Consider the following 22,958-nt stretch of genomic DNA (forward strand, 5'->3'; position numbering starts at 1 on the left):
AACACCCTTCAACAAACGTTCATCCCGCCGGTCACGGCCCGCTTGCCGCGCGGTCCGCCGCTTTCCGGTACGGCAGCGGCCCGGGCACCCGTCAGTCCCTCCCGGACAGCAACGTGGCCACCGAGGTCGCCGGGCGGCCGGTGAGGGTGGCGACGTCCGTCGTCACGCCGGCCAGCTCACCGGCGGCGATCGCGGTGTAGGTCGACACCCACGCGTCGAGCTGCCATTTCGGGGCGCCGTAGGACTCTCGGGAGGCGTACGCCTGCTCGATCGTCTCCGGGTGGTACTCGGCCCCGACGATGCCGGCGATCTCGGCCAGGGTGAGTGCCTCCGGCCCGGTCAGCGCGTAGGTCCGCCCGGCGTGCGCGGCCGGCTCGTGGAGCACCGTCACCGCGGCGTCGGCGATGTCGTCCTGCGCCACCGCCGCGACCCGCCCGTCGCCGGCCGGCCCGCGGATCACCCGGTCCGCGCCGGCCAGCATCGGCAGGAAGTCCGCGTACAGGTTGTCCCGCAGGAACGTCGCGGCCAGCCCGCGCGAGCGGATGTGCTGCTCGGTGGCCCAGTGGTCGCGGGCCAGGGTGAAGGTGGCGTCCGGTGCCGCGCCATAGAACGAGATGTAGACCAGGTGCCGGACCCCGGCGTCGGCCGCCGCGTCGACGAACGTGCGGTGCTGCTCGACCCGGTCCGGCGTCTCCGACGCCGACACCATCAGGACGGTCCGCAGCCCGGTGAGCGCCTGCCGGCAGGCGTCCCGGTCGTGGAAGGGCGCCAGGCCCGCGACCGCTCCCGGCAGGCGCGGCGCGCGCGCCACGTCCCGCACCAGCAATGTCTGGGGTACGCCCAGCGCCGCCAGCCGCGCCGCCACCCGCCCGCCGAGCTGCCCGGTCGCCCCGGTGACCCCGATCCGCTGCTCCGTCATCCCCCGATGGTGCCCCATCGGCGGCCCGCCGGCCCCGGGGTTGGCGCCCGAGCGGGGCACGTGGGCGTCCTCGCCTGCCGGACCACCGTGACGCTGTGTGAGGGAGTGGGAGAGTCGGCCCGGGGACCGTCCGGCCGGCGGCCGGCGGATCGGCGTGAGGGGGTGGATGCGGAGCGTGGCCAGGGTGAAAAAGCGGCGGGATCCGACCGTGTCGAGTGATCGACGGGAAGGCACGAGGGGTCGTATGGTGGTCCGGCGGTTGAACGCAAGGTAACGGAGGGTGCTCCGATGCTTGGTTCTGTCCTGGAGATCAGCACCGCCGACGACGGCAGCGTGATCATCTGTCCGCACGGGTCCGCCGACGGCGGCGCCGAGCTGCGGCTCGCGCTGGTGCATCTGTTGCGGCGGGTGCGGCCGCAGATCCTGATCGTGGATCTCCGGGACCTGCCGGAGCCGGACCCCATCTACGTCGGCTCGGTGGCCGCCGCGTGCTGCCTGGGCGACGACCACCAGGTGCTGGTCGTGGTGCGCAGCCCGAGCGGTGCGGTGACCGACCGGCTGACCGCCGCCGGCGTGCCCCGGCAGCGGGTCAACACGGGCTAGCGTTCCTGGACGTTGGTGAGGCCGGTGCCGGCCGCGATCACCGCGTTCCACTTCTGCAGCAGGTTGGCGCCGTCGCACTTGCCGACCTTCAGCGCGCCGATCTTGTCGCCGGCCCGGGTGTAGAGCTCCGTCTCGCTGGGCTGCAGGCAGTACCCGGCCGAGTCGACCAGGGTGTACGCCTTGGTGTTGTCCTTGTGCGCGAGGTACCGCGTCCAGGTCACCTCCGCGGCGAGCGCGCCGCTGCACAGGGTCACCGTGACGAACCTTCCGGTGTCCGGCGAGAGCGGGCTGCGCAGGCAGTACGTCTTGCCGTACCCGGCGGTGTTCTTCTTGCCCGAGACGGTGGTGACCTGGCCGGTGCCGCCGGTCCTGGTGGTGGTCACCGCGGGCATCGTCCAGCGCTCGTTCCAGGAGATGTTGGCCGGGTCCGGGTTCGCCGTGCACGGCCAGGCGATCAGGTACGCGTAGTCGACCTTCCCCTCGGTCACGTCCAGGCACCTGCCGAACTGCTTGTAGTTCACCAGCTGCCCGGTGCTCTCCCCGGCCGCGCCCGCGCCGACGCTGGGCTCCAGCGCCAGCGAGTCCGCGGCGTTGTACGGGTTGGCCGGGGTGCTGGGACAGGCGGTGTAGATCAGCCGGGTGCCCGCCACCCCGGGGCTCTGCTGCGCGACGCACCAGTCGTTGAGCGTCTTGCCGTCGTCGGTGCCGGCGAACGCCGCATAGCTGGCGTGCAGACTCCAGAGCTGGCGCGGCGGCGACTGGGTGGTGGCGTCGTCCAGCGCCACCGCGCACGGCTGGAAGGTCACGTAGCTGTAGGTGCCGGTGGCCGGCCGGGTGGCGTCCAGGCACATGTCGGTGCCGGTGGACCCGCTCGGCCGGGGATGCGCGACGGCCATGCTCTTGACGTACGCGAACATCTGGTGCCGCGGACGCTGCGCGTCGCAGGCGGTCATGAGGACCGGATCGCCGGCGACCGGCTGGTCCTTGACGGCGTCCATGCACAGCGTGCCGTCCGGGTAATTGCGGATCAGCCCCATCGGGACCTGGGCGACCGGCACCCGGAACGGGTAGGTCGCCTCGAGCGTGCGGGCCCGGGTCCCCGCCGCCCCGCTGACCACCGACTTGAGTACGGCGGTGGCCGGCGTCGCCGTGGGCGGGCAGGTCAGCGACGCCCCGGCGGCGTTGCGATAGGTCACCTGGACCCGGTACGCACCACCGGCCGCACCGGAGGCGGCGCCCTCGATCGTCCCGCACGGCAGCCTGGCCAGGCTGCCCTTGCCGTCGGTGCCCACGGCGGCCCGGATCGAGCCCATCGCCGCCTGCAGCCCGGCCTCCGCGGAGGCGAGCACGACGCCGCGCTCGGCGGTCCGGCGCACGTTCCGCACCTGGCCGATCAGGGCCGAGGAGAGCAGGCCACTGACCGTCAGCCCGACCAGCGCGATGAGCATCGCCAGTGGCAGGGAGCCGCGTTCGTCCCGGTCGTTCATCAGTGGTTCCGGCCTTCCCCGCACACGGTGTCGTTGGTCCGGCTCGCTGTCGCGTCCGAGTTCAGTGCGGTGAACTGGAACGACGTCTCGTGGCCGGGGACGTTCGCGGCGAACTGGACGCTCATCGTGACGGTCAGCTGCTGCCGCTGGTCGGCCCGGTTCGTCCGGTCGAACGTGCCGCCGGTGACCCCGGCGGCGAGCGTCCGCCAGGTGCTGCCCGGGGTGGCGCCGCCGGTCCAGGCGCGGCGCTGCAGCGCGCCGTCCCGGAGACGGAGCTCGGTGCAGGTCTGGGTGGCGCCGTCGACGTTGAGGTACTCCACGTACGTCCCGGCGCCGGTGCTGTCGGTGCCCGGCAGGCTGATCGCCCTGGCGTACCGGACCTCGTCGTCGAGGCGTTCGAAGGCCAGGTCGAGGTCGGCCTGCATGACCTGGGTGGCCTCGGCCCGGCCGGCGGTGCGGTACATCTGCACGATGCCGGTCGTGAAGATGGCCATGAACACCGACATCAGCGACATGCTGACCATCAGGTCGACCAGGCTGATGCCGGCGTCGTCCCGGTCCCGCCCGCTCAGCACGTGCTGTCCGTGGTGATGGTGATCGAGGAGCCGCGGATCTGGGCGGTGTCGCCGAGGATCCCGCACTGGAACGTGCTGTACGAGCCGAGCAGGTACACCCCGCCGGCGAGCGCCTGGACGTTGCCGTAGACGGCCGCGTACGAGCCGGCGATCTGGATGGCCGGTACCGCAGACGAGCCGCTGACCAGGCCGGTCGATCGCGGGTTCGCCTTGTTGCCGATCGTCACGCTGGACGAGTTGACGGTGATCGTGCCGGTGGCGACCAGCAGTGGGCTGACGTTCGTGGTCACGGACACCGAGCACGGTACGTAGACCACGGTGGCGGTGGCCGGCACCGAGCCGGCCGCGTAGGTCCAGGTGCCCGAGGCGCAGGCGCCGGCCGGGACGGCGTAGTAGCCGCTGCCCGCGGCGGTGGCGGCACTGCCGCCCGGCGCGTAGTCGCCGACCACCCGGGCCCAGCTGGGCGTGCCGGCGGCGACCGGGACCGGGGTGGGCAGGGTGCTGTCGCTGACGTACTGGCTGGAGACGTATTCGATCCGGGGCGAGACGGCCAGGCTGCTGCCCTCGATGCGCAGGTCGGAGTTCGAGTGCACCAGGCCGTTGACGGTCAGGCCGGCCGAGGAGACCCACATGGCGGCCGGGTTGACGTACCCGCTGGTGTGGTTGACCCAGATGGCCGCCGGCGCGCCACCGGCCGGCGACGCCGAGGGGGTCGGCGAGACCGAGGGGGTCGCCGAAGCCGCCGGTGTCGGGGAGACCGACGGGGCCGGCGAGACCGGCGGGCCTGCCGAAGCCGAGGCGGACGGCGCCGGTGTCGCGGCGGTGGACGGGGTGGCGGTGGCCGGCAGCGGGAAGATCGGGTCGTCGGCCGGGCTGATCAGGGTGGCCAGGAAGTAGGCGCAGCGGCCGTCCGGGCAGCCCCGGTCGCTCCACTGCACGGCCACCACGACCCGGAGGAACTCCGTCCGGCCACCGGCCGAGGCGTTCGCCAGGTTGCAGGTGCCGCCCGAGGCGACCAGCCAGCAGCGCCGGACGTACCAGTTCTGGGTGTAGGCGACGGCGTTGAGCACCACCACGGCCGGGGCGACCGGCAGCGGCGCGGTGGCGCGGTCGGCGGCGTCCGCGTCGGCGTCCCAGGCCTGCTCGCTGTCGGCCAGGTACGGCTCGGCGCCGGGGACCACCGCCTGGGCCAGCACGCCGGCCTGGTCGCGGCCGGTGAGCACGGCGTCGCCGCCGAGGCCGCCGGCCCGTTCCAGGGCGGTGGTGGCCACCCGGACGCCGTCCTGCCGGCCGGCGTAGTGCTCGCCGAGGATCTGCCCGCGGACGAAGAACGCGGTCATCGAGGTGAGCACGATGCTGACCAGGGCGATCGAGACGATCACCTCGACCAGCGTGAATCCGTCGTCGTCGGCGGACCGGTGCACGCTGGTCACCCCCTTCTGGCGCTGGCACGTAGACGTCTCCGGGTCTCGATCGGCAGCACGGGTGTGGTCCTGAGCGGGCGCGGTGCCGGCCCCCTAGTCGGCCGTCATCGTCTTGCGGACCCGGGTCACCTGCTCCGATCCGGCGCCGGCGGCGCCGGGCAGCGTGAACGAGAAGATCGTCCCGCCGCCCGGGTTCGGGCTCGCGTCGATGTGCCCGCCGTGCCGCTCCACGATCCGCCGGCAGATGGCCAGGCCGAGCCCGGTCCCCGGATGCGCGGTGCCGTTGCTGGCCCGGTGGAAGCTGTCGAAGACCGCGGCGTGCTCGCCGTCCGGGATGCCGATGCCGCGGTCGGCGATCCGCACCCGGACCCCGCCGTCCTCGCCGGTACGCGCGGTGACGTCGATCCGCGCCGCCTGACCCGGTGGGGTGTACTTGATCGCGTTGCCGATCAGGTTGTCGATCACCTGGCGCAGCAGCACCGGGTCGGCGTGGACGTCCGGCAGCGGGCCGACGAAGACGTCCGGCCGGGAGTGCGGCTCGTGCTCCGGCGCGTCGGTCCGGGTGATGACCACGTCGTCGACCAGGGCGCGCAGGCTGACCCGCTCGAGGCGCAGGGTAGCGTCCCGGGCCGCGGTGTAGTCCAGCAGCTCGTTGATCAGCCGCTGCATCCGGCCGGCGCCGTGCAGCACCTTGGCGGTACCCCGGCGGGCCCGGTCCAGAGCATCGCCGGCGACGCTCCCGGCCAGCTCGTCGAGGGCCTCGGTGGCCAGCTCGGCGTACGCGCTGACCAGGGTCAGCGGTGCCTTCAGGTCGTGCGCCACGACACCGGCGAAGCCGCGCAGCTCGGTCTCCACCCGTTTGCGCTCGGTGATGTCGTGGAACACCGCCACCGCGCCGCGCCGGCCCCGCGCGGTGTCGATCGGGCGAGCCGACACGCTGATCACCCGCCCGTCCGGGTAGGTGGCGTTGCAGACCATCATCTCCACGAAGTCGGCCGACTCCCCGGCCAGTGCCCGCACCAGGGGCAGCTCCTCGGCCGGGAACGGCGTGACACCGTCCGGGAGGTACAAGCCGAAGTGCTGTTGCCAGGTCTCCGGTTCACCGGCCGGCGCCTCGGCCCGGCCGAGGATGGCGCGCGCCGCCGGGTTGTCCATCAGGAACCGGCCGTCCGGGCCGACCACGGCGACCCCGTCACTGATGCTGTCCAGCACCGCCTGCACCATCCTGGCCTGCCGGCCGGCCTCGGTCTGCTCGGCGACCAGCTCGGCGGTGGCCGACTCGACCCGGGCCTGCGCCCGCTCCCGGCCGGTGGCCAGCACCCAGACCAGCACGGTGAGCAGCGCGGTGAGGCAGACGCCGCCACCGGCCACGGCGGCCGGCAGCGCGGTCCGTCCGCCGGGCAGGTCCCGGCGGGCGGCGCTCAGCCGCAGCGTCCACAGCGAGTCGGCCACCGGGATGGTCGCCGCCCGCTGCAGGTCCGGCCGGTGCCCGGTGGTGCCGTGGATGGCGGCCACCGTGACCACCCGGCCACCCGGCTCGTCGGCCTCCAGCCGCAGGTCGGCCAGCTCGGTGCCGGCCGCTCGCAGGGTGCCGCCCATGAAGTCCTGGCCGTGGATGCCGAGCAGCAGCCAGCCCAGGAAGCTCTGCCCGACGCCCTGGTAGATCGGGGCGGTCAGGACGAACGAGTTCTGCCGCCGCTCGGGTGCCAGGTCCCGGTCGACGAGTAGTTGGTAGGTGTCCGAGACGGCGACCTGCCCGCTGCGGCGCGACTCGGCCAGCGCGGCGGCCGGGGCGGCGGCCTGCATCAGGTCCAGCCCGGTCTGCCCCGCGCCGCCGTTCAGCGAGGCGGCCAGGACCGAGAAGGCGTGCTGGCCGGTGCCGCGCGGGGTCAGCGTGAGATCCGTCGCGCCGCGGTCCCGCCAGGTGCGCTGGACCCGGCTCACCTCGCCGTCGGTGGCCGGCACCACCAGGACGATCGAGGTGGCGCCGGCCAGCCGCAACTGGTGCAGCGGGGCGGTCAGCGTGGCGTACTCGGTGGCGGTCAGCTCCTGCTGGGCGCCGACCGCGGCGGCGGCGGTGCGCAGCGTGTCGACGTACCGGCGGGTCTCGGCCTGGACCGCCGCGGCCGCGGCGGCGGTGTGCCGGTCCATCTGCCGCGCGCCGCCGGTCTGCTCGGCGCGGCGCAGCAGCGCGCCGACGCCCAGTGACACGACGCAGCCGACCAGGGCGACCAGCGCGCTGACCGCCACGGCCCGGCGCCCGGGTCCACCACGCCGTCGACTCACCTAAGACTTATCGGAGCGCGCACCGGATCGCTAAGCGCGCCACTGCTCCGAGCCGAACACCTCGTAGCGGATCCGCTCGTCCGGGACGCCGCGCCGGTGCAGGCCGGCCCGCACCTCCCGCATGAACGGGACCGGGCCACACAGGTAGACCTCGGCCTCCGCGGGCAGCGGGATCTCGTCGACGTCGATCCGGCCGGTGCTGTCCTCGTACCAGACCCGGCTGGTGAACGAGCGCAGCCGGGCGCCGTTGACGCTCATGTCGGCGCGCAGCGGGTGCCGGTCCGGGGTCCGGTCGGCGTGCACCGCCACCACCTCGCGGGCCGGCGTGGTCCGCGCCACGTGGTCCAGGATGGCGGCCATCGGGGTGATCCCGACGCCGGCGCTGACCAGCAGCAGCGGAGTGTCCCCGGGGCGCAGCACGAGATCGCCGTACGGCTGGCTGAGCCGCAGCTTGTCGCCCGCCTCGACCTGGTCGTGCAGGAATCCGGAGATCAGCCCGTCCGGGGCGCCGTCCCGCCCGCGCACCCGGCGCACCGTGATCCGCAGCGCGCCGCCACCGGGAGCCTGGGAGAGCGAGTACTGCCGGAGCTGGCGGGAGCCGTCCGGCAGGTCCACCGCGATCGTCACGTACTGCCCCGGCAGGAACGGCGGGGCGGGCTCCCCGTCGACCGGCGCGAGCAGCAGCGACACCGTGTCGTCGGCCTCGGCGACCTTGTTGATCACCAGGTAGTCCCGCCACGGGTCGGTGTCGTCCACCCCGGCCTGCGCGTAGATCCGCGCCTCCCGGCCGATCAGACGCGCGGCGAACAGCCAGTACACCTCGTCCCAGGCGGCTGCGATCTCCGGCGTGACAGCGTCACCGAGCACCGTGCCGACCGCTCGGAGCAGGTACTTCCCGACCGTCGTGTACTGCTCGGGGCGGATGCCGAGCGCGCAGTGCCGGTGCGCGATCCGGTCGATGATGTGCTCGAAGACGACCGGGTCCGGGCCGGCGCCGATCAGGTGCGTGGCGAACGCGGCGACCGCCCCGGCCAGGGCCTGCCGCTGCTCGCCGGTGGCCTGCGCGCTGCGGCTGAACAGGTTGGTCAGCTCCGGGTTCTCGGTCAGCATGGACTCGTAGAACACGCTGGTGATGGCGTCGAGGTGCGCGCCGACGACCGGCAGGGTCGCCTCGACCACCGGAACGCTGGTTGCGGACAGCATCGTTACGACCTCCTGGGGATGTGCCGAGCGGCGTCACGACGAGTCGACCACCTGGAATGCGCCCTGGACACCTCTTTGAGAGGCCCCTCACGGTCCCGGAAATGCAGGCCTTTGTGCCCTGTTGTTCAGCCTTTCGCCGTTGCTGCCGAACTGGTCGTCAGAGCCGGCCACCGACACGAGGCGGTCCCTGATGAGTCTTCGGATGTTGCCCAGCACCGTGCGTTTCGCGGCGCTCTACCTGGTGGCGATCCTGGCGGGCCAGCTCACCACGCTCGGCAAGCCGGATGCCCTGCCGGTGATCTGGCCGGCCACCGCTGTCGCCGCCGTCTGGCTGGTCAACCGCAACGACTCCCGCTGGCGCTGGGCGGACGCCGGAGTGCTCGGCCTGCTCACCGCGCTCGCCCTCGCGGTCACCGGCACCGCGCTCGGGCCGGCCCTGGTGCACGGCGGCGCCGCGGTGCTGGAGGCGCTGGTCTTCGCGGTCGCCGCGACCCGCTGGCTGCCCGGCGTCTGGGCTGGCGACCACGGCCGGCCGCTGCGGACGCTCCTCGACCTGCTCCGGGTGCTGCTGGTGGCGGCGGCCGGCGCGCTCTGCGGCGGAGTGCTGGGCGGCCTCGGCGACCGGTTGATCACCCATGACCACTCGATCACCGCGATCGCCATCTGGGTGGTCCGGGACGTGGTCAGCGTGCTGCTGTTCGGGGCGGCCGCGCGACGGCTGCGGGACCTGCCCCGCGGCCAGGAGGCCTGGATGGAGGCGGTGATCGTCTACTTCCTCTCGGCGGCCGCCTACTTCTACGTGTTCGCCGTCAACACCGACCTGCCGATCGGCTTCGCGCTGCTGGCCATCACGGTCTGGGTGGGCCTGCGACTGCCCACCGTGCTGGCGATCGGGCACACCATGGCGTTCGGCACCGCGGCGGCGGTCTTCACCCTGCACGGCAGCGGCCCCTACGCGATGAGCGGGGAGGCCGGCACCCGCGCCCTGGTCGTCCAGCTCTACATCGGGATCCTCGCGCTGGTCGGCCTGGCCCTGTCGTTCAGCCGGGACGAGCGCACCGCGCTGATCGAGCGCCTCCGGTCGTCGGAGCACGAGGCCACCGAGAAGGCCGAGCTGATGACCACGATCATCAACTCGATGACCGAGGGGCTGGCCATCCTCGACCAGAGCGGCCGGCTGGTGCTCCGCAACCCGGCCGCCGGCCGCCTGCTGGGCAGCACCAACACGGTGGCCGGCGGCGCCGCGCTGGGCAGCGACTACGGCTTCTTCCACCCGGACGGCGCCCCGCTCGCCGACGCCGAACTGCCCTACCAGCGGGCCCTGGCCGGCGAGGACGTGCAGCCGATGGACGTGCTGGTCCGCAACGCGGCGGTGCCCGAGGGCCGGATCGTCAGATTCAACGTGGCCCGGCTGGCCAGCCCGAGCGGCCAGCAGCACGTGGTGGTGGTCTTCCACGACGTCACCGCGGACCGCCGGCACCGCGACGAGCTGATGTCGTTCGCCGGGGTGGTCGCGCACGACCTGCTCAACCCGCTCACCACCATCGAGGGCTGGGCCGAGGTCCTGGAGACCGAGCTGGCCGGATACAAGCCGGCCGAGCGGGTCAGCCGGATCCAGCGGGCCGCGGCCCGGATGCGTACCTTTTTGAACGGCCTGCTCGCCTACACCGCGGCCCGCGACGGCAAGCTGATGCCGACCACGATCAACCTGCAACTGCTGCTCACCGACATCGCCAACAGCCGGTACGACCAGGCCGAGTCGGCCGGCGTGCACCCGCCGCAGTTCGCCTTCGGCCAGCTCGACGCGGTCGAGGCCGACCCGGTGCTGACCCGGCAGCTGCTGGAGAACCTGATCGACAACGCGCTGGAGCAGACCATGCCGGGTGTGCCGCCGGTGGTCAGCGTGGCCGCCCAGCCGGCGCCGAACGGCATGCTGCGCATCGACATCCTGGACAACGGCCGGGGCATCCCGCCCGGCCTGCGCCAGGCCGTCTTCACCAACTTCCACCGGGGCGAGGGCGGCAGCGGGTCCGGGCTGGAGCTGGCCGTCTGCAAGCGGATCGTGGAACGGCACGGCGGCACGATCGAGGCGATGGCCAACCCGTACGGCAACGGCACCCGGATGACGTTCACGCTGCCGGCCGGACGGTCCGCGTACGCCCGCACCCTGGAAAGCCAGTGGCAGCATCGCCCCGCAACCGCGGTAGGTCTCAATCCCGGCAGCCGCTGACCGAACAACAGCGGTAGGGAAAGACCACCTCGAAGGGGATGCCGATGGCGGCCACGCGGAATGCCGGCGAGATGCTGGAGCAGGAGCGCCTTGCCGCCCTCCACGGCTACGAGATCCTGGACACCCCGGACGAGGGCGACTTCGACGACATCGTGAAGCTCGCCGCGCAGCTCTGCGACAAGCCGATCGCCATGATCACCCTGGTCGACCGGGACCGGCAGTGGTTCAAGGCGCGGGTCGGCACCGACCTCTGCGGCAGCGCGCGTGACGACTCGATCTGCGCGCACGCCATGTACGGCGACGACGTGATGCAGGTGCCGGACGCCCGGCTGGACGCCCGGTTCGCCGAGATCCCGACGGTGGCCGGTCCGCCGTTCATCAGGTTCTACGCCGGGGCGCCACTGGTCACGCCGTACGGCCGGCCGCTCGGCACGCTCTGCGTCGCGGACGCCGAGCCCGGCCTGCTCACCCCGGCCCAGCAGCACGGCCTGCGCGCCCTGGCCCGGCACGTGGTCAACCAGCTCGAGCTGCGTAAATACGCCCGGGACATGCGCGGCCTCTACGAACGGCTGCGGGACGCGGAGCGGATCAAGGACGAGTTCATCGCGCGGGTCAACCACGAGTTGCGTACGCCGATCACCTCGATCCACGGGTACCTGGAGGTGCTCGGCGACCCGGAGCTGCCGTCCCAGGCCCGGGAGGGCTTCCTGCAACGGGTGCAGCGCAACTCCGACCGGCTGCTCGCGCTGGTCGACGACATGCTGCTGGCCGCACAGGTCAGCGCGGGCAGCCGGGACTTCGACCGGGTGCCGGCCGACCTGGCCGTGCTGGCCCGCGGGGTGGTCGACGCGAACCGGCCGCTCGCCGAGGCGAAGGGGCTGGACATCACTGCCGACACCGGCGGGCCGGTCTTCGCCGACGTGGACCTGCGCCGGATGGGTCAGGCACTGGAACGCCTGGTGCTGAACGCCGTCAAGTTCACCACCACCGGCGCCATCACGGTGACCGCCAGGACCCGGGACGGGCACGCGGTGCTGCGGGTCCGGGACACCGGGATGGGGATCAGCGAGGCGGACCAGCAGCGGGTGCTGGCGCCGTTCCGCCGCTCCGCGGACGCCGAGCGGGCCGAGGTGCAGGGGCTCGGGCTGGGCCTGAGCATCGTCAAGGCGATCGCCGAGGGACACGACGGCGCTGTCACCATCGACAGCAGCCCCGGCCGGGGCAGCACGGTCGGCATCGTGATACCGGCGTCCGGTCCTTACGCCGGCTGATCGTCGCCGAACGCCGCGGCGATCTCCTCCGCGCGCAAGGCGCGCGATCGGAACGTCGTGGTCCCGGCGGTCAGCAACTCACTCGCCGCGTCGCGCAGGGCCCCATAGGCCGCCCAGGCGAGCGAGCCTCCCGTGGAGATCCGCCGCACGCCGAGCGAGGCCATTTCCGGTACGGCGGGGGCGCCCGGGACAGCCAGCACGTTGACCGGAGCGGCCACCCCGTCGACCACCCGGCTGATCTCCGCGGGCGTGCGCACTCCCGGCGCGAAGACGACGTCCGCGCCGGCAGCCTGGTAGGCCCGCAACCGGGCGACGGTGTCGTCCAGGTCGTCGTGCCCGTAGAGCAGGTTCTCCGCGCGGGCGGTGAGCACGATGCCGTGCCGGGCGCAGGCCTTGGCCGCCGCGGCCACCCGCTCGGCCCCGGTCTCCAGCGTCTCGATCCGGCCGGCGACCGGGTCGTAGTCCTCGATCGAGATGCCGGACGCGCCGGCGGCGGCGAGCAGCTCCACCGTCTCACCGATGCCGGCGGCGGTGTCGGCGAAACAGCGCTCGGCGTCCACGTTGAGCGGGATGTCGAGCACGGCGGTCAGCGTGGCCACGTGCGCGACCAGCTCGTCCCGGGTGACGTGCTGGTCCCGCCGGCCCAGGGTGGCCGCGAAACCGGAGGACGTGGTCGCCAGCGCCGGGAAGCCGAGACTCGCCAGCAGCCGGGCCGAGCCGGCATCCCACGGGTTCGGCATCAGGAACGTGCCGCTCTCGTGCAACTCCCGGAACCGCTCACGCGCCGTCGTCATGGCTCGACCCTAGACGGTCAGCACGACCTTGGCGCGGGCGTGTTCGGTCTCCAGGTAGCGCATCGCGTCGGCGGCCTCGTGCAGCGGATAGCCGCGGTCGATCACCGGGGTGATCCGGCCGGACTCGGTCAGCTCGCGAAGTGTGTCCAGGGTGGCGCGGCTCGGCGGGGGAGCGGGCAGGAAGATCCGCTGCCTGGTCCAGGGCGCCGTCACCATGGCGCGGACGACCAGCGGGAACGGGCCCAGCAGGCTGCCGCCGGTGGAGGTGCCGCCGCCGGAGAGGGCGATGGTGCCGCCGAGCCGGCGCAGCTCGGGCAGGGTCCGGTTGCCGACCAGGTCCAGCACCACATCGAATCCGCCCGGATCCTTCGTGAAGTCCTCCTGCCGGTAATCGATCACGCGATCCGCGCCGAGCCCGGTGACCAGCTCAACGTTGCGGGTGCCGCAGACGGCGGTCACCTCGGCTCCCAGGGACTTCGCGATCTGCACCGCGAACGTGCCGACCCCGCCGGACGCCCCGTTGATCAGGATGCGCTGGCCGGCGGCCAGCGCGGACTCGCGCAGGCAGCCGAGGGCCGTGCCGGCGGCGAGCGGCAGGGCGGCAGCCTCGGCGAAGCTCAGATTCGCCGGCTTCGGCGCGACCAGGTGCTGCGGCGCGCTGACGAACTCGGCGAACGCCGCCTGCGCCGGGCCGAGATCGGCGAAGACCGGGTCGCCCACCCGGAAGCCGGTCACGCCGGCGCCGAGGGCCACGATCTCGCCGGCGACGTCCCGGCCGCGGATCCGGCCCCTCGGCCGGGTGAGGTTTCCGGGGAGCCGCATCACGTAGGGGTCGCCGCGCATGAAGTGCCAGTCCCACGCGTTGAGCGATGCGGCCCGGGTCCGGATCAGCACCTCGCCGTGGCCCGGTTCCGGAGTCGCCACCTCGGTCCACCGCAGCCGCTCCGGGCCGCCGTACCGGTCCTGCACGATCGCCTTCATCTCGAGCCCTTCCCTCGGGTGTACGACGTACACCTTCCGGTGTCGAGAGTAGGTGTACGGCGTACACCCGTCAATCGCCGGTATTAGGGTTGGCACGTGGATGTTGCCGAGCAGCGGGTTCCGCTCAACCGCGAACGCGTGCTGACCGCCGCCGTCGGCCTGGCCGACCGCACCGGCCTCGACGCGCTGAGCATGCGCAACCTGGCTCAGGAGCTGGGGGTGGTGCCGATGGCGCTGTACAAGCACGTGGCCAACAAGGACGAACTGCTGGACGGCATGGTGGACACCGTCGTTGCCGGTATCCCCGCGGTCGCACCGACCGGCGACTGGAAGACCGCGGTCCGCGCCCGCATCCTCGGTGCCCGCCAGGTCCTGCTCCGCCATCCGTGGGCCTGGCAGGTGATCAACTCGCGTACCGACCCGACCCCGGCGATGCTCGCCTACCTGGACGCGGTCGTCGGCCTCTTCCTGGCCGGTGGCTTCACCCCCGACCAGGTCCACCACATGATTCACACACTGGGCACCCGGCTGCTCGGCTACACCTCGGAGCTGTTCGACGACTCCGCTCCGCTCCCGCCGGAGGCCCAGCTGGAGATGGCCCGCGCGATGGCCCCCCGGTTTCCCAACCTCGCCCTGATGGCCATGGCCGCCGCCCACGACTCGTCCTCGGTGGTCGGCGCGGGCTGCGACGACCAGTTCGAGTTCGAGTTCGCCCTCAACCTATTGCTCGACGGCTTCGACCGCCTTCCCCGTTCCGCCTGAGCCGAGCTTCTTCCGCTCGCGGCCCGAGGCTCCCGGATCCGGCCCGAGCCATCTCCGCATCCGGCCGCCGACCTCCTGGCCGCCGACCTCCTGGCCGCCGACCTCCTGGCCGCCGACCTCCTGGCCGGCGGTCTTCTGGCCGGCGGTCAGTTGCCGGTGACGTCGCCCTGGTCGGGGCAGTCGTCGGAGGGCGTGCCGCCCGCTGTCGGCTGCGCGCAGACCGGCTCCGACCCGCTCGACGACGGACACCCGCCCAGCGTCAGGCCCACGACCACCGCCACCCCGGCAGCCACCGCGGTCCGCCCGATCCGCCCGATCCGCCCGGGAACTCTCCACATCCGCATGCCCGCATTGTCGAACGCCGGCGCCCACCCGATAAACCCCCGCGCGTCGCGTTCTGGGCCCGGCTGTGGACGAGTTGTCCACAGCCCGGCGTAACCCCCTTGTCCCGCGACACCGGATCCCTACGCTGAATCCATGACCGCTGACGCGAACCCCAGCCCTGACCAAGCGACCGAGAGCGAGGTGACCATCCAGGTGACCCTGCCCGCCGCCCTCTGGCGCCGCGTGGCCGAGGAGGAGCACGACTGGCACACCCCCATCGACGAGATGATCCGCGAGGGTCTCGACACCGTGCTGCGCCGGCGTGCCGGCCTGCGCGCGGTCGCCGAGTGGGAGGAGGAGAACGGTGCGATAACCGACGAGGAGCTCGCTGCCGCGGGCCGCAGACTCTTCGGCGAGGCCAATGCCGGGCAGACGGCATGACCACGGCGGCCGGCAGGGCTGGGGCGGACAGCGCGACCCCGGCGAACGGCCTGGTTTACGACACCGGAGCCCTGGTGGCGGCCGAGAGGGGCGACCGCGATCTGTGGACCATGCACAAGGCCGCGCTGGCGATGGACGCCACGATTCTCGTCCCGACGGTGGTGTATGCGCAGGCGTGGCGCGGCGGCCGCCGTTCGGCCAACATCGGCCGCCTGGTCAAGGCCTGCACCCTGCGTGATCTCGATCCGGAGACCGCCAGGCGGGCGGGCGAGTTGTGCGGCGCCGCCGGCACCGACGACATCGTCGACGCCACGGTGGTCACCACCGCCAAGCGCGCCGGTGCCGTCGTCGTCACCAGCGACCCGGGCGACATCTCGAAACTCGCCGGTGCCACCAACCTGCGCTTGGAGATCCGCATCGTCTGAGCTTTAACCACAGGATCAGCCGCGTCCACCGGTCGGCTGCGGCGGGCTCACGCAGCTGTGGGACGGTCCAGCCGAGGGTCTGCTTGAGCAGGCGGAAGGTGTGTTCGATGTCGAAGCGGCGCAGAAACGCCTGCCAGCACCGGTCGACATCAGCATCGGTGGCGTCGACCTTGGACCACCACAGCCAGAGCGGCTTCGGCTCCCCGCGGCTGGGTAGATGCTCGACGGTGAGCCGGATGACCGTGCCGGCGATGATCGGTAACGGCTGGTCGTGGCCGACCCAGGCGGCTCGGCGGGTCAGTCGCGGGTGCAGCCAGTCCTGGGCCTGTGCCTGAACTCGGCCGTAGAGGCGGGTGTCAGTGTGGGTGACCGCGTGCTCGGCGTCCCAGGTGGCGGGGCCGCCGAAGACGAACTCGCCGCCGTGCCTGTCCGGCCGACCACCCAAGGGCTGGTAGACGCGTGGCGGGTCGGACGGCGCAGCACCCGGTCGGAGCGCATCCGGCCAAGAATTTCCACCGGCATGTCACGCAGCAACCAGGCGACACGCGGGGCCTCGTAGCCGGCGTCGAGCACGATGAGGATGTCGCGGTCTCCGGGCTGCCACTGGCCTGCGTCGGTCAGCCGGTCGACGAGCTGTCGGATCTGCGCGCAGATTATTGTTAGGGGTGTGGATTGCAACCGCAGGGCCGAGTGGTGGATGATTGAATCGACGTGAATCTTCTGCAATTTGAAATCCCTGAAAATGAACCTGCACTATTCGACACTTGGCCGCTTGCGGATCAGCGCGATGCGGGCTCTGTTACTGACGTGGACCTCTACTACAGGCTCTTCCTGGTGCGCGCGAGGTTCGTCGCTTCCGGCGTGGAGTTCATCTCGCCTACGGGTACGGTGACACTGTTTAGTCTCGCTTCCTCGGCAGTGGGGTCCGTTCTGCGTCTCAGAGACGGGCTGAGCGGAGGATTGGGATTACCGGAGTCCCCGGAGGTCATTGAATTCCGACCGGACGGGGCGGAGGTGGTGATCAGATCGTCGCTGCTGCCTCTCACTGCCGTGGTGGGAAGGACCGAGCTGATTGCCTGCCTTATTGCCTTCGTTAATGAGGCGCATCGAGCAATTGTTTCACACTGGGCAGCATTGGCTGAAAATGAAGATGTGGCCGGACTCAAGAAGGATGTAGCTGAATTCGAAATCGGCTGAGCGGGCGATAGAAATTAGCAAGCCGGTCCTATCAACAGAAACATGCCCGCGACGTTTACTCTCATGTCGCTGAGCGGGCCGGAGCCGCGTCGCCGAAGTCATCTGGCTTCGATGGGGCATGATGGCGGCAAGGGTTGGGCGGTTGAGCCCAGGACCTGCAACGGCTTACCCGCAGGAGGCATGGTGACTCAGCGCTCGGGGCAACGGCGAGGCCATTGGCTTCCAGTGAGGCTGTATCCCTTCGCGTGCGGTCGGTGACTCTAACGTCAAATGGGCTATATTCATTGCTTCCAAATGACGCCACAAAACCAGCACTCGCCAAAATTCGCCACAATGCCTCGCCCATCATGGACTGCACATCAATATCGAAGCTGACCACGGGATCCTTTACTACAAGTAACGGGTCCCCGCCGCCTTCGGGAAACAGCTGAAGGTGCCTCCGCCGCTCTTGCCGGAAGCGCTCCAGTGCTGCCTCACTTAAGGTTTTCGAAGGCCTCCACCGTACCCACAAGGATCCCGCTGATTCATCCGTAAGGTCAAGTTGCACGTCGACGCCGGGATGGGCATCAAACGGGCCTACCATCTGAGGGTTGAAGCCAGGCAAGGGTCAGGGCGCCACATACTTCCTTCGCCAGATTTTCCAGGAACTCGCTAGGTTCGGCGCTCAAGGTTCCCTCTATGCCAGCGGGCGGAGCTTCTGGATTCTCTCATCGGAGTCCATCGCAGCCTCAGTAGCCTCGAAATTGCGCTCCCAGGCTGCAATTTGTTCCTCCGATGGCTCCGCGACGAAATACTCATAGGGACCTACCGAGACGCCTTCGCAAACGGATTGCGACACGCCCTCCACGGCATTTAGGCCGAGATCCCCGGCCGTACGCGATCCCACTGAGAAGAGGACGAAGCCCGCCTCGAACAAGAAGCTCGACGGCTCGTTCTGTTCGTATCGGTAGCCCTTCGCGGCTAGGTCCGCAACCACGTCATCCAGCAAACGCCAGGTCAACTGCACGCCGTCGAAAAACGCCTCATCACCCCGGCCCGCATCATGCGGAAGCTCAACGAGTTCCACGAGATCGTCGCCGGTATAGGAGATCACTAGCAGCCGACTGATTTCGTAGACCGCCCTGCTCTCCTTCCCGGGATGGATCGGAGGTCCGAGCCGGCTCTCCACTGCTTCCCGAGTCTCGCCGATTCGTGCCGCAGCTACACCCTTACCGGGTTGGATCTCCATGGGGCGATGGTGCCAGAACCTCGCCACAAGCATCCGCCCGGGAAGGTGATCCATGAGTGTGGTCAAGGAGTGGCGCTTCGACGTACTGGTCTGTCGCTGTCCGTGCTCCGGCCGGCAGCGATACGTCGGGCTCCGTGAAGCAGGCCGATCAGCGCCTTGATCTGCCGAGAACAGCTCGGTTTGAAGCGGCATCGGCCGCCACATGCGTCCGAGTGTCTCAAATTGCTGCCATCCTGCGCCTTCTCAAGCGCCTACTTTCCAGCTGGTAATGATGACGTCGGCGCGATGATGGCGTAGGCAGTGAGGATGTCGGACTGGTCCCCTTGAAGGTAGACGACGGTTTGCTCGGTGGGCAGCGTGCCCAAGCCATTCACTGTCACCGTTCCATCGCAGGGAATCACAGCGGTGGCAACCGGATCGGCAGAAGCGCCGGGTTTGCCGCTACGTACCTCGACTGACAGCGTCTTTCCCGAGGTCACCGCTGTGCAGGCGGCTTGCACCCCGTATTGCTGGCCGGTACGTGCACTGCGGCGCAGGGTGGTCTCACCGGCTGGGTGGCCACCCTTCTGGGTGAGCACTCTTCGAGACAGCTCACCCACAACGACGGGAGGCGGGTCCAAACGCATCAGCGGTGTAGTGCTGGTAGCAGCCGACGGCATTTGGGACGGTCGGCTCTCATTGTCCGGTGACGCGGACGGTTTTGGTCCCGGAGTCGGGCCGCTTGTGCATCCCGCGAGAGCGACAACTGCTGTTATCGCGGTAAGCAGGGCCTTTGTCGGCGATCGTGGCATACGCTCATCATTCCAAGCTGACAGCGAACCGGTGACGAGCAAACTGATCTGCCGCCGACCGTGCGCACCGGCCGACTTCCTTCCCTGCCTTCAGTGACCGGCACTTTCGTGGATTGACGTCCTGCCGTGCCCGGTGCAGTGGGCCTAGGCTCCTGGACGTAGTCGAGAAGCGGAGTGTCATTCAGCATGGAGCAGGACCGGCTGACGGCCGTAGCGCAACTGTGGAAGGCGCACCGTGAGGCGGCTTTCCCTAGTCGGTTGAGGGGTGCCGACATAGTAGGCGTTGAAATGGTCCTGCTCGATTCGGACGTCGCCGGCTGTATCGGCACCTGGCTGGACAACGGCGGCGCAATTGAAGGCCCGTGGTGGGATGTCCTCTCGACCTGCGAGCAGCAACTCGAGCGTGTGGTGCCGGAGTTGTCCGGATACGAAGCGAGCTACTGCAGGAGGTTGCTGGATATGACGGCATTGGTCCTGGAGGCGCCGAGCGGTTCGTCATCCAGCTGAGACGGCCGCACATGTCGCCGATACGCGGGTATGGCCCGGTCTCTACCGCTGGCCCTGCGAGTGGCCGACACTGGCAGTGATCGACGCTGACGAGCCAGTGGGCTGCCCCGCCGGGGCCAGGTGGGGGTCGGAGGTCAAGCGGCAAGCTGAGAGCGGCGACATGCCCACCTCGGCCACTGACCGCGAGGGGCTACCTCAGCCGGGCGCGGCCTGGCGGCTCGCCTGGGACTGCTGACCGTGAGGAGTCGCCTGAGCCCGGTGCGGGTCTGCCGGTCCGCGTGGGGCTGCTGACTGTGAGGGGCCGGCTGAGCCCGGTGCGGACCTCGCGGCCGCCCGTGACCGCTGGCCGTGAGGGGCCGCATCAGCCCGGCGCGGCCTCGTGGCCCGGACGGGCAGCGGAGCGGGCGCTCAGCCACGGGACCTTGCCCAGGTCGTACCGGAAAGGGGTCAAGCGGCAGCGATCCGGGAGGTGAAGGCGGACAGTTTGGTCAGCGCTCGGTCGATCTTCTCCGGGAGGGTGAGCGTTTCCTCGAAGCGGACCAGGCGCAGCTTCGGGTGCTTCTTGCCGCGGAGGTAGAGCGAGCAGGCCAGGTCGGCGCAGAGATATTCGCCGACCGAGTTGCCGTTGCGGCCGGCGGCACCGGCCAGCGGGGCGGTGAACAGGCTGACGCCGCCGGCCGCGTGGTCGGTGAGGCAGACCTGGCACATGCTGGAGCGGGCGGCGCTCGCGTTGCTGCCGCGTTCGGCCTTGCGGAGCAGGACGGCGACCGGGCCTTCCGCGCGGGGGAGCAGGATGGCGGCTCGTTGCGGGGCGGCGGGGTCCACCCAGCCGTAGAAGTCGAGATCGGCCCACGGGGTGTCGCGGAAATCGGCGGGCAGCTTGATCCGGGAAGCCTCGCCCTTGCTGCAGTTGATGAACGAGGCTCGGATCGTTGCCTCGCTGATCGGTTCCATGAGGTCGGACCCTCGCACATGCCGGGACGGCCGTCACCCGATTTCCGGCACCCGCGAGTCACGCGTCACACGGTCCCGGCGGCCGGGCTGTCTCGATCCGCGAGGGCCGGGCCGAGGGCGCAGCCGGGGTTGAGCGGAGGGCTCGGGCCGGGGCTGGGCGGAGGGCTCGGGCCGGACCGGGCGGAGGGCTCAGGCGGTCTCCAGGTGGAGGGTGAAGACGCTCCCGGTCGGGGTGCCGGGGCGGTACGAGACGCGCCCGCCGTTCGCCTCGGCGAGGCTGGCGACGATGTGCAGGCCCAGGCCGTGCCCCTCGGCGGCCGAGTCGGCGGCCCGGGTGTACCGCTCGAAGAGGTGCTCGCGCAGCGACTCCGGGACGCCGGCGCCCTCGTCGTGCACGGCGATCGCCACCTCGCCGTCGCCGCCGGACACGGTCAGGTGGGTCGCCCCGCCACCGTACTTCCGGGCGTTCGTCAGGAAGTTCACGACTATCTGGCGCAGGTGCGCGGGATTGGCGAGCACCGTCGAGCCCGGCGGGCAGTCGATCGGCACCACGGTGTCGGCGGCGTCGGCGGCGTCGCGCAGTGCCGTGCTCAGCGCGACCGGCTGGCGGACCGTGGTCAGTTCGCCGGCGTCCAGTTTGCACATGGCCAGCACGTTGTGCCGCAGCTCGTCGATCCGGTGCGCCCCGGTCATGATCCGCGCCGCCACCCCGCCGAGCATCCCGGGCAGTTCCGCGTCGGTGAGCAGCTCGCCGTAGCCCATGATCGCGGTGAGCGGCGTGCCGATGTCGTGCGAGAGCATCCCCATCAGGTCGAGTTTCAGCTGGTTGGCGCGTTGCAGCTGCTCGTTGCGCTCGGCCAGGACGAGTTGCGCGGCGTCCCGTTCGCGGCGGGCCCGGTTCTGCTCGGTGATGTCCTGCACCACGCCGATCAGGTGCAGCGGGCGGCCGTCGGCGTCCCGGACCAGGCGTACCCCGGTCTGCACGTCGACCAGGTGCCCGTCGGCGTGCAGCAGGCGCTTGGTCCGCTCGTACGAGTCGCCCTCCCCGGCGAACAGCCCGGCCAGCGCCTCGGTGTCCCCGGCCCGGTCGTCGGGGTGGGTCAGCAGCACCACGCCGTATCCGCACAACTCGGCCGCCGATCGCCCGACCATCCGCGCGTACGCGTCGTTGACGTGCAGGATCGTCCCGTCCAGCCGCACCATCACCTGCCCGATCGTGGACTGGTGGAACTGCACCCGGAAACGCCGCTCGCTCTCCTGGCGGGCCTCCTCGGCACGCCGCCGCTCGGTGATGTCGGTGTTCGTCTCGATGATCTCGTAGCCGGAACCGTCGGCGGCCGGGCGTCGCACGTGCCGGCTGAGCGCCACGAGGACCCGGCCGTCGGCCCGCCGGTGCACGAGTTCGCCCTGCCAGGCGCCGGTCTCCTCGAGGGCCCGCTCGACCTCCGGCAGCCGGGCGGGGAAGACGGTGGCGAGCAGCCGGTGGATGTTGCGGCCGACGGCGGCGGTGGCCGGCCAGCCGTACATCTGCTCGGCGCCCTGGTTCCAGAACCGGATGGTCCCGTCCGGGTCGCGCACGATGACGGCCGCCGGCGCCGCGTCGATCAGCTCGGCCTGCCGGCGCAGCTGCTCCTCGGCGGCCCGCCGGGCACTGATGTCGTGCAGGAACGCGTGGAACACCGGCCGCCCGCCGCCCACGTTGGTGGCCTGCAGGGTGAACTCGACGGGGAAGACCCGGCCGCTCCGGTCCACGGCTGTCACCTCCAGCCGCTGCCCGGCCAGCGCCGACCGCCCGGTGTCGCGTACCCGGTCCAGGCCGCGCCGGTGCGCCTCACGGTGCTGCTCGGGCACGATCAGCTTGCTCAGGTCCATGCCGAGCGCCTCGTCCCGGGCCCAGCCGAAGAGTCGTTCGGCGGCCGGGTTCCACTCCGTGACCAGGCCGTCCGCGTCGATCGACACGTAGGCGTCCTGCGACACCTCGAGGATCCGCCGGACCAGCGCGGACCCCTGCTCGGCGTGCTGCGCCGCCCGCGCCAGCTCGATCTCGGACGCGACGGCGGCGGCCAGGTCCTCCAGGACTGCCAGGTCGTCCGCCGACCAGGCGTGCGGCACACTGTCGATCGCGCAGAACGCGCCGAGCGTCTGCCCGTCCACCCGGATCGGCATCCCGGCGTAGGCGACCGCCCCCATCTCGTCGATCGCCCGGTTGTCCCACAGCAGCGGGTGCTCCCGCGCGTCGGTCACCACGAGTGGCTCGTCGCCGTCCACCACGTGCTGGCAGAACGAGTGCGTCAGCGGCGTCTGCCCCAGCCGCGCCCACGGCTCCGGCAGCCCGAGCTGACTGGCGAACACCTGCCGGTCGTCGGTCACCAGCGACACCAGCGCGGTCGGCGCCGCGAGCAGCCGCGCCGCGAGCCGGGTCAGCCGGCGCAGCCCCGGCGCCTCCGGTTGCTCCAGCAGCCCGGTCGCCCGCACGGCAGCCACCCGCTCCGGCCAGTCCACCCGACGCACCATGTCCGAAAGATCGGCACCGCGAGCACCCGGTTAAGGCCGCTT

The 22,958-nt window shown here is 71.2% G+C and carries 21 protein-coding genes and 1 pseudogene; 8 read left to right on the top strand and 14 right to left on the bottom strand.

Features of this window, described 5'->3' with window-relative positions:
• Positions 1–91: 91 nt before the first annotated feature.
• Positions 92–919, bottom strand: coding sequence for an SDR family oxidoreductase (locus Actob_RS09810; protein WP_284919747.1), 828 nt, complete (start codon positions 917–919; stop codon positions 92–94).
• A gap of 288 nt (positions 920–1,207) precedes the next feature.
• On the opposite strand from Actob_RS09810, the gene Actob_RS09815 reads away from it, so the two are divergent.
• Positions 1,208–1,522, top strand: coding sequence for a hypothetical protein (locus Actob_RS09815; RefSeq protein ID WP_284919748.1), 315 nt, complete (start codon positions 1,208–1,210; stop codon positions 1,520–1,522).
• Here the strand turns inward: Actob_RS09815 and Actob_RS09820 are convergent.
• From Actob_RS09820 to Actob_RS09840, 5 genes are all read right to left on the bottom strand, one after another.
• The gene (locus Actob_RS09820; RefSeq protein ID WP_284919749.1) at positions 1,519–3,009 is read right to left on the bottom strand and encodes an RICIN domain-containing protein; all 1,491 of its coding nucleotides are present in this window, start codon (positions 3,007–3,009) and stop codon (positions 1,519–1,521) included. The genes Actob_RS09815 and Actob_RS09820 overlap by 4 nt on opposite strands.
• Positions 3,009–3,584, bottom strand: coding sequence for a PilW family protein (locus Actob_RS09825; protein ID WP_284919750.1), 576 nt, complete (start codon positions 3,582–3,584; stop codon positions 3,009–3,011). The genes Actob_RS09820 and Actob_RS09825 overlap by 1 nt, the downstream gene beginning before the upstream one ends.
• Positions 3,578–5,008, bottom strand: a complete 1,431-nt coding sequence (locus tag Actob_RS09830; RefSeq protein WP_284919751.1) for a PulJ/GspJ family protein — start codon at positions 5,006–5,008, stop codon at positions 3,578–3,580. The genes Actob_RS09825 and Actob_RS09830 overlap by 7 nt, the downstream gene beginning before the upstream one ends.
• A 93-nt stretch (positions 5,009–5,101) precedes the next feature.
• Positions 5,102–7,294: an ATP-binding protein gene (locus Actob_RS09835; protein WP_284919752.1), complete on the bottom strand. Its 2,193-nt coding sequence runs from the start codon at positions 7,292–7,294 to the stop codon at positions 5,102–5,104.
• Positions 7,295–7,324: 30 nt separating this feature from the next.
• On the bottom strand, positions 7,325–8,497 hold the full coding sequence (locus tag Actob_RS09840) for a globin domain-containing protein (protein ID WP_284919753.1): 1,173 nt from the start codon (positions 8,495–8,497) through the stop codon (positions 7,325–7,327).
• Between the two features lie 190 nt (positions 8,498–8,687).
• Here Actob_RS09840 and Actob_RS09845 point away from each other — a divergent pair, with 190 nt between their 5' ends.
• Positions 8,688–10,727, top strand: a complete 2,040-nt coding sequence (locus Actob_RS09845) for an ATP-binding protein (RefSeq protein WP_284919754.1) — start codon at positions 8,688–8,690, stop codon at positions 10,725–10,727.
• A gap of 44 nt (positions 10,728–10,771) precedes the next feature.
• Positions 10,772–11,998 carry a GAF domain-containing sensor histidine kinase gene (locus Actob_RS09850; protein ID WP_284919755.1) on the top strand — a complete coding sequence of 409 codons (1,227 nt, stop codon included), beginning with the start codon at positions 10,772–10,774 and terminating at the stop codon, positions 11,996–11,998.
• Here the strand turns inward: Actob_RS09850 and Actob_RS09855 are convergent.
• Entirely contained in the window at positions 11,986–12,792 is an 807-nt protein-coding gene (locus Actob_RS09855) for an isocitrate lyase/PEP mutase family protein (RefSeq protein WP_284919756.1), read from the bottom strand. The two genes, Actob_RS09850 and Actob_RS09855, sit on opposite strands and share 13 nt — an antisense overlap.
• A gap of 9 nt (positions 12,793–12,801) precedes the next feature.
• Positions 12,802–13,773, bottom strand: a complete 972-nt coding sequence (locus Actob_RS09860) for an NAD(P)-dependent alcohol dehydrogenase (RefSeq protein ID WP_284919757.1) — start codon at positions 13,771–13,773, stop codon at positions 12,802–12,804.
• A 96-nt stretch (positions 13,774–13,869) separates the two neighbouring features.
• Between Actob_RS09860 and Actob_RS09865 the strand changes: the two genes are divergently transcribed.
• Positions 13,870–14,535, top strand: coding sequence for a TetR/AcrR family transcriptional regulator (locus tag Actob_RS09865; RefSeq protein ID WP_284919758.1), 666 nt, complete (start codon positions 13,870–13,872; stop codon positions 14,533–14,535).
• Positions 14,536–14,681: 146 nt separating this feature from the next.
• Here Actob_RS09865 and Actob_RS09870 read toward each other — a convergent pair whose 3' ends face one another.
• A complete protein-coding gene (locus Actob_RS09870) occupies positions 14,682–14,879 on the bottom strand; it encodes a hypothetical protein (RefSeq protein ID WP_284919759.1) in 198 nt (65 codons plus the stop codon).
• 133 nt (positions 14,880–15,012) lie between these two features.
• Between Actob_RS09870 and Actob_RS09875 the strand changes: the two genes are divergently transcribed.
• Both Actob_RS09875 and Actob_RS09880 read left to right on the top strand, forming a co-directional pair.
• Positions 15,013–15,300, top strand: coding sequence for a hypothetical protein (locus Actob_RS09875; RefSeq protein WP_284919760.1), 288 nt, complete (start codon positions 15,013–15,015; stop codon positions 15,298–15,300).
• Positions 15,297–15,725, top strand: a complete 429-nt coding sequence (locus tag Actob_RS09880; RefSeq protein WP_284919761.1) for a PIN domain-containing protein — start codon at positions 15,297–15,299, stop codon at positions 15,723–15,725. The genes Actob_RS09875 and Actob_RS09880 overlap by 4 nt, the downstream gene beginning before the upstream one ends.
• Positions 15,726–15,735: 10 nt before the next feature.
• On the opposite strand, the pseudogene Actob_RS09885 reads toward Actob_RS09880, so the two are convergent.
• Positions 15,736–16,385 (bottom strand): annotated as a pseudogene (locus Actob_RS09885) (transposase); the annotation flags it as partial.
• 51 nt (positions 16,386–16,436) lie between these two features.
• On the opposite strand from Actob_RS09885, the gene Actob_RS09890 reads away from it, so the two are divergent.
• Positions 16,437–16,922, top strand: a complete 486-nt coding sequence (locus Actob_RS09890; protein ID WP_284919762.1) for a hypothetical protein — start codon at positions 16,437–16,439, stop codon at positions 16,920–16,922.
• Positions 16,923–17,598: 676 nt separating this feature from the next.
• Here Actob_RS09890 and Actob_RS09895 read toward each other — a convergent pair.
• Positions 17,599–18,150, bottom strand: coding sequence for a hypothetical protein (locus Actob_RS09895; RefSeq protein ID WP_284919763.1), 552 nt, complete (start codon positions 18,148–18,150; stop codon positions 17,599–17,601).
• 251 nt (positions 18,151–18,401) lie between these two features.
• Positions 18,402–18,728 carry a hypothetical protein gene (locus tag Actob_RS09900; protein WP_284919764.1) on the bottom strand — a complete coding sequence of 109 codons (327 nt, stop codon included), beginning with the start codon at positions 18,726–18,728 and terminating at the stop codon, positions 18,402–18,404.
• 501 nt (positions 18,729–19,229) lie between these two features.
• Here Actob_RS09900 and Actob_RS09905 point away from each other — a divergent pair.
• Entirely contained in the window at positions 19,230–19,448 is a 219-nt protein-coding gene (locus tag Actob_RS09905) for a hypothetical protein (protein WP_284919765.1), read from the top strand.
• Between the two features lie 447 nt (positions 19,449–19,895).
• On the opposite strand, the gene Actob_RS09910 is transcribed toward Actob_RS09905, so the two are convergent.
• Both Actob_RS09910 and Actob_RS09915 read right to left on the bottom strand, forming a co-directional pair.
• On the bottom strand, positions 19,896–20,402 hold the full coding sequence (locus Actob_RS09910) for an FBP domain-containing protein (protein WP_284919766.1): 507 nt from the start codon (positions 20,400–20,402) through the stop codon (positions 19,896–19,898).
• 189 nt (positions 20,403–20,591) lie between these two features.
• Positions 20,592–22,916 carry a PAS domain S-box protein gene (locus Actob_RS09915; protein WP_284919767.1) on the bottom strand — a complete coding sequence of 775 codons (2,325 nt, stop codon included), beginning with the start codon at positions 22,914–22,916 and terminating at the stop codon, positions 20,592–20,594.
• Positions 22,917–22,958: the final 42 nt, after the last annotated feature.

Source organism: Actinoplanes oblitus (assembly GCF_030252345.1).
Taxonomy (GTDB): domain Bacteria; phylum Actinomycetota; class Actinomycetes; order Mycobacteriales; family Micromonosporaceae; genus Actinoplanes; species Actinoplanes oblitus.

Excerpts from the sequence above, each read along its gene's own strand:
- Actob_RS09870 (WP_284919759.1), bottom strand. The coding sequence starts at position 14,879 with ATGCGGATGTGGAGAGTTCCCGGGCGGATCGGGCGGATCGGGCGGACC.
- Actob_RS09810 (WP_284919747.1), bottom strand. The coding sequence starts at position 919 with ATGACGGAGCAGCGGATCGGGGTCACCGGGGCGACCGGGCAGCTCGGC.
- Actob_RS09880 (WP_284919761.1), top strand. The coding sequence starts at position 15,297 with ATGACCACGGCGGCCGGCAGGGCTGGGGCGGACAGCGCGACCCCGGCG.
- Actob_RS09850 (WP_284919755.1), top strand. The coding sequence starts at position 10,772 with ATGGCGGCCACGCGGAATGCCGGCGAGATGCTGGAGCAGGAGCGCCTT.
- Actob_RS09910 (WP_284919766.1), bottom strand. The coding sequence starts at position 20,402 with ATGGAACCGATCAGCGAGGCAACGATCCGAGCCTCGTTCATCAACTGC.
- Actob_RS09815 (WP_284919748.1), top strand. The coding sequence starts at position 1,208 with ATGCTTGGTTCTGTCCTGGAGATCAGCACCGCCGACGACGGCAGCGTG.
- Actob_RS09895 (WP_284919763.1), bottom strand. The coding sequence starts at position 18,150 with ATGGAGATCCAACCCGGTAAGGGTGTAGCTGCGGCACGAATCGGCGAG.
- Actob_RS09860 (WP_284919757.1), bottom strand. The coding sequence starts at position 13,773 with ATGAAGGCGATCGTGCAGGACCGGTACGGCGGCCCGGAGCGGCTGCGG.
- Actob_RS09820 (WP_284919749.1), bottom strand. The coding sequence starts at position 3,009 with ATGAACGACCGGGACGAACGCGGCTCCCTGCCACTGGCGATGCTCATC.
- Actob_RS09915 (WP_284919767.1), bottom strand. The coding sequence starts at position 22,916 with ATGGTGCGTCGGGTGGACTGGCCGGAGCGGGTGGCTGCCGTGCGGGCG.
- Actob_RS09845 (WP_284919754.1), top strand. The coding sequence starts at position 8,688 with ATGAGTCTTCGGATGTTGCCCAGCACCGTGCGTTTCGCGGCGCTCTAC.
- Actob_RS09875 (WP_284919760.1), top strand. The coding sequence starts at position 15,013 with ATGACCGCTGACGCGAACCCCAGCCCTGACCAAGCGACCGAGAGCGAG.
- Actob_RS09840 (WP_284919753.1), bottom strand. The coding sequence starts at position 8,497 with ATGCTGTCCGCAACCAGCGTTCCGGTGGTCGAGGCGACCCTGCCGGTC.
- Actob_RS09905 (WP_284919765.1), top strand. The coding sequence starts at position 19,230 with ATGGTCCTGCTCGATTCGGACGTCGCCGGCTGTATCGGCACCTGGCTG.
- Actob_RS09855 (WP_284919756.1), bottom strand. The coding sequence starts at position 12,792 with ATGACGACGGCGCGTGAGCGGTTCCGGGAGTTGCACGAGAGCGGCACG.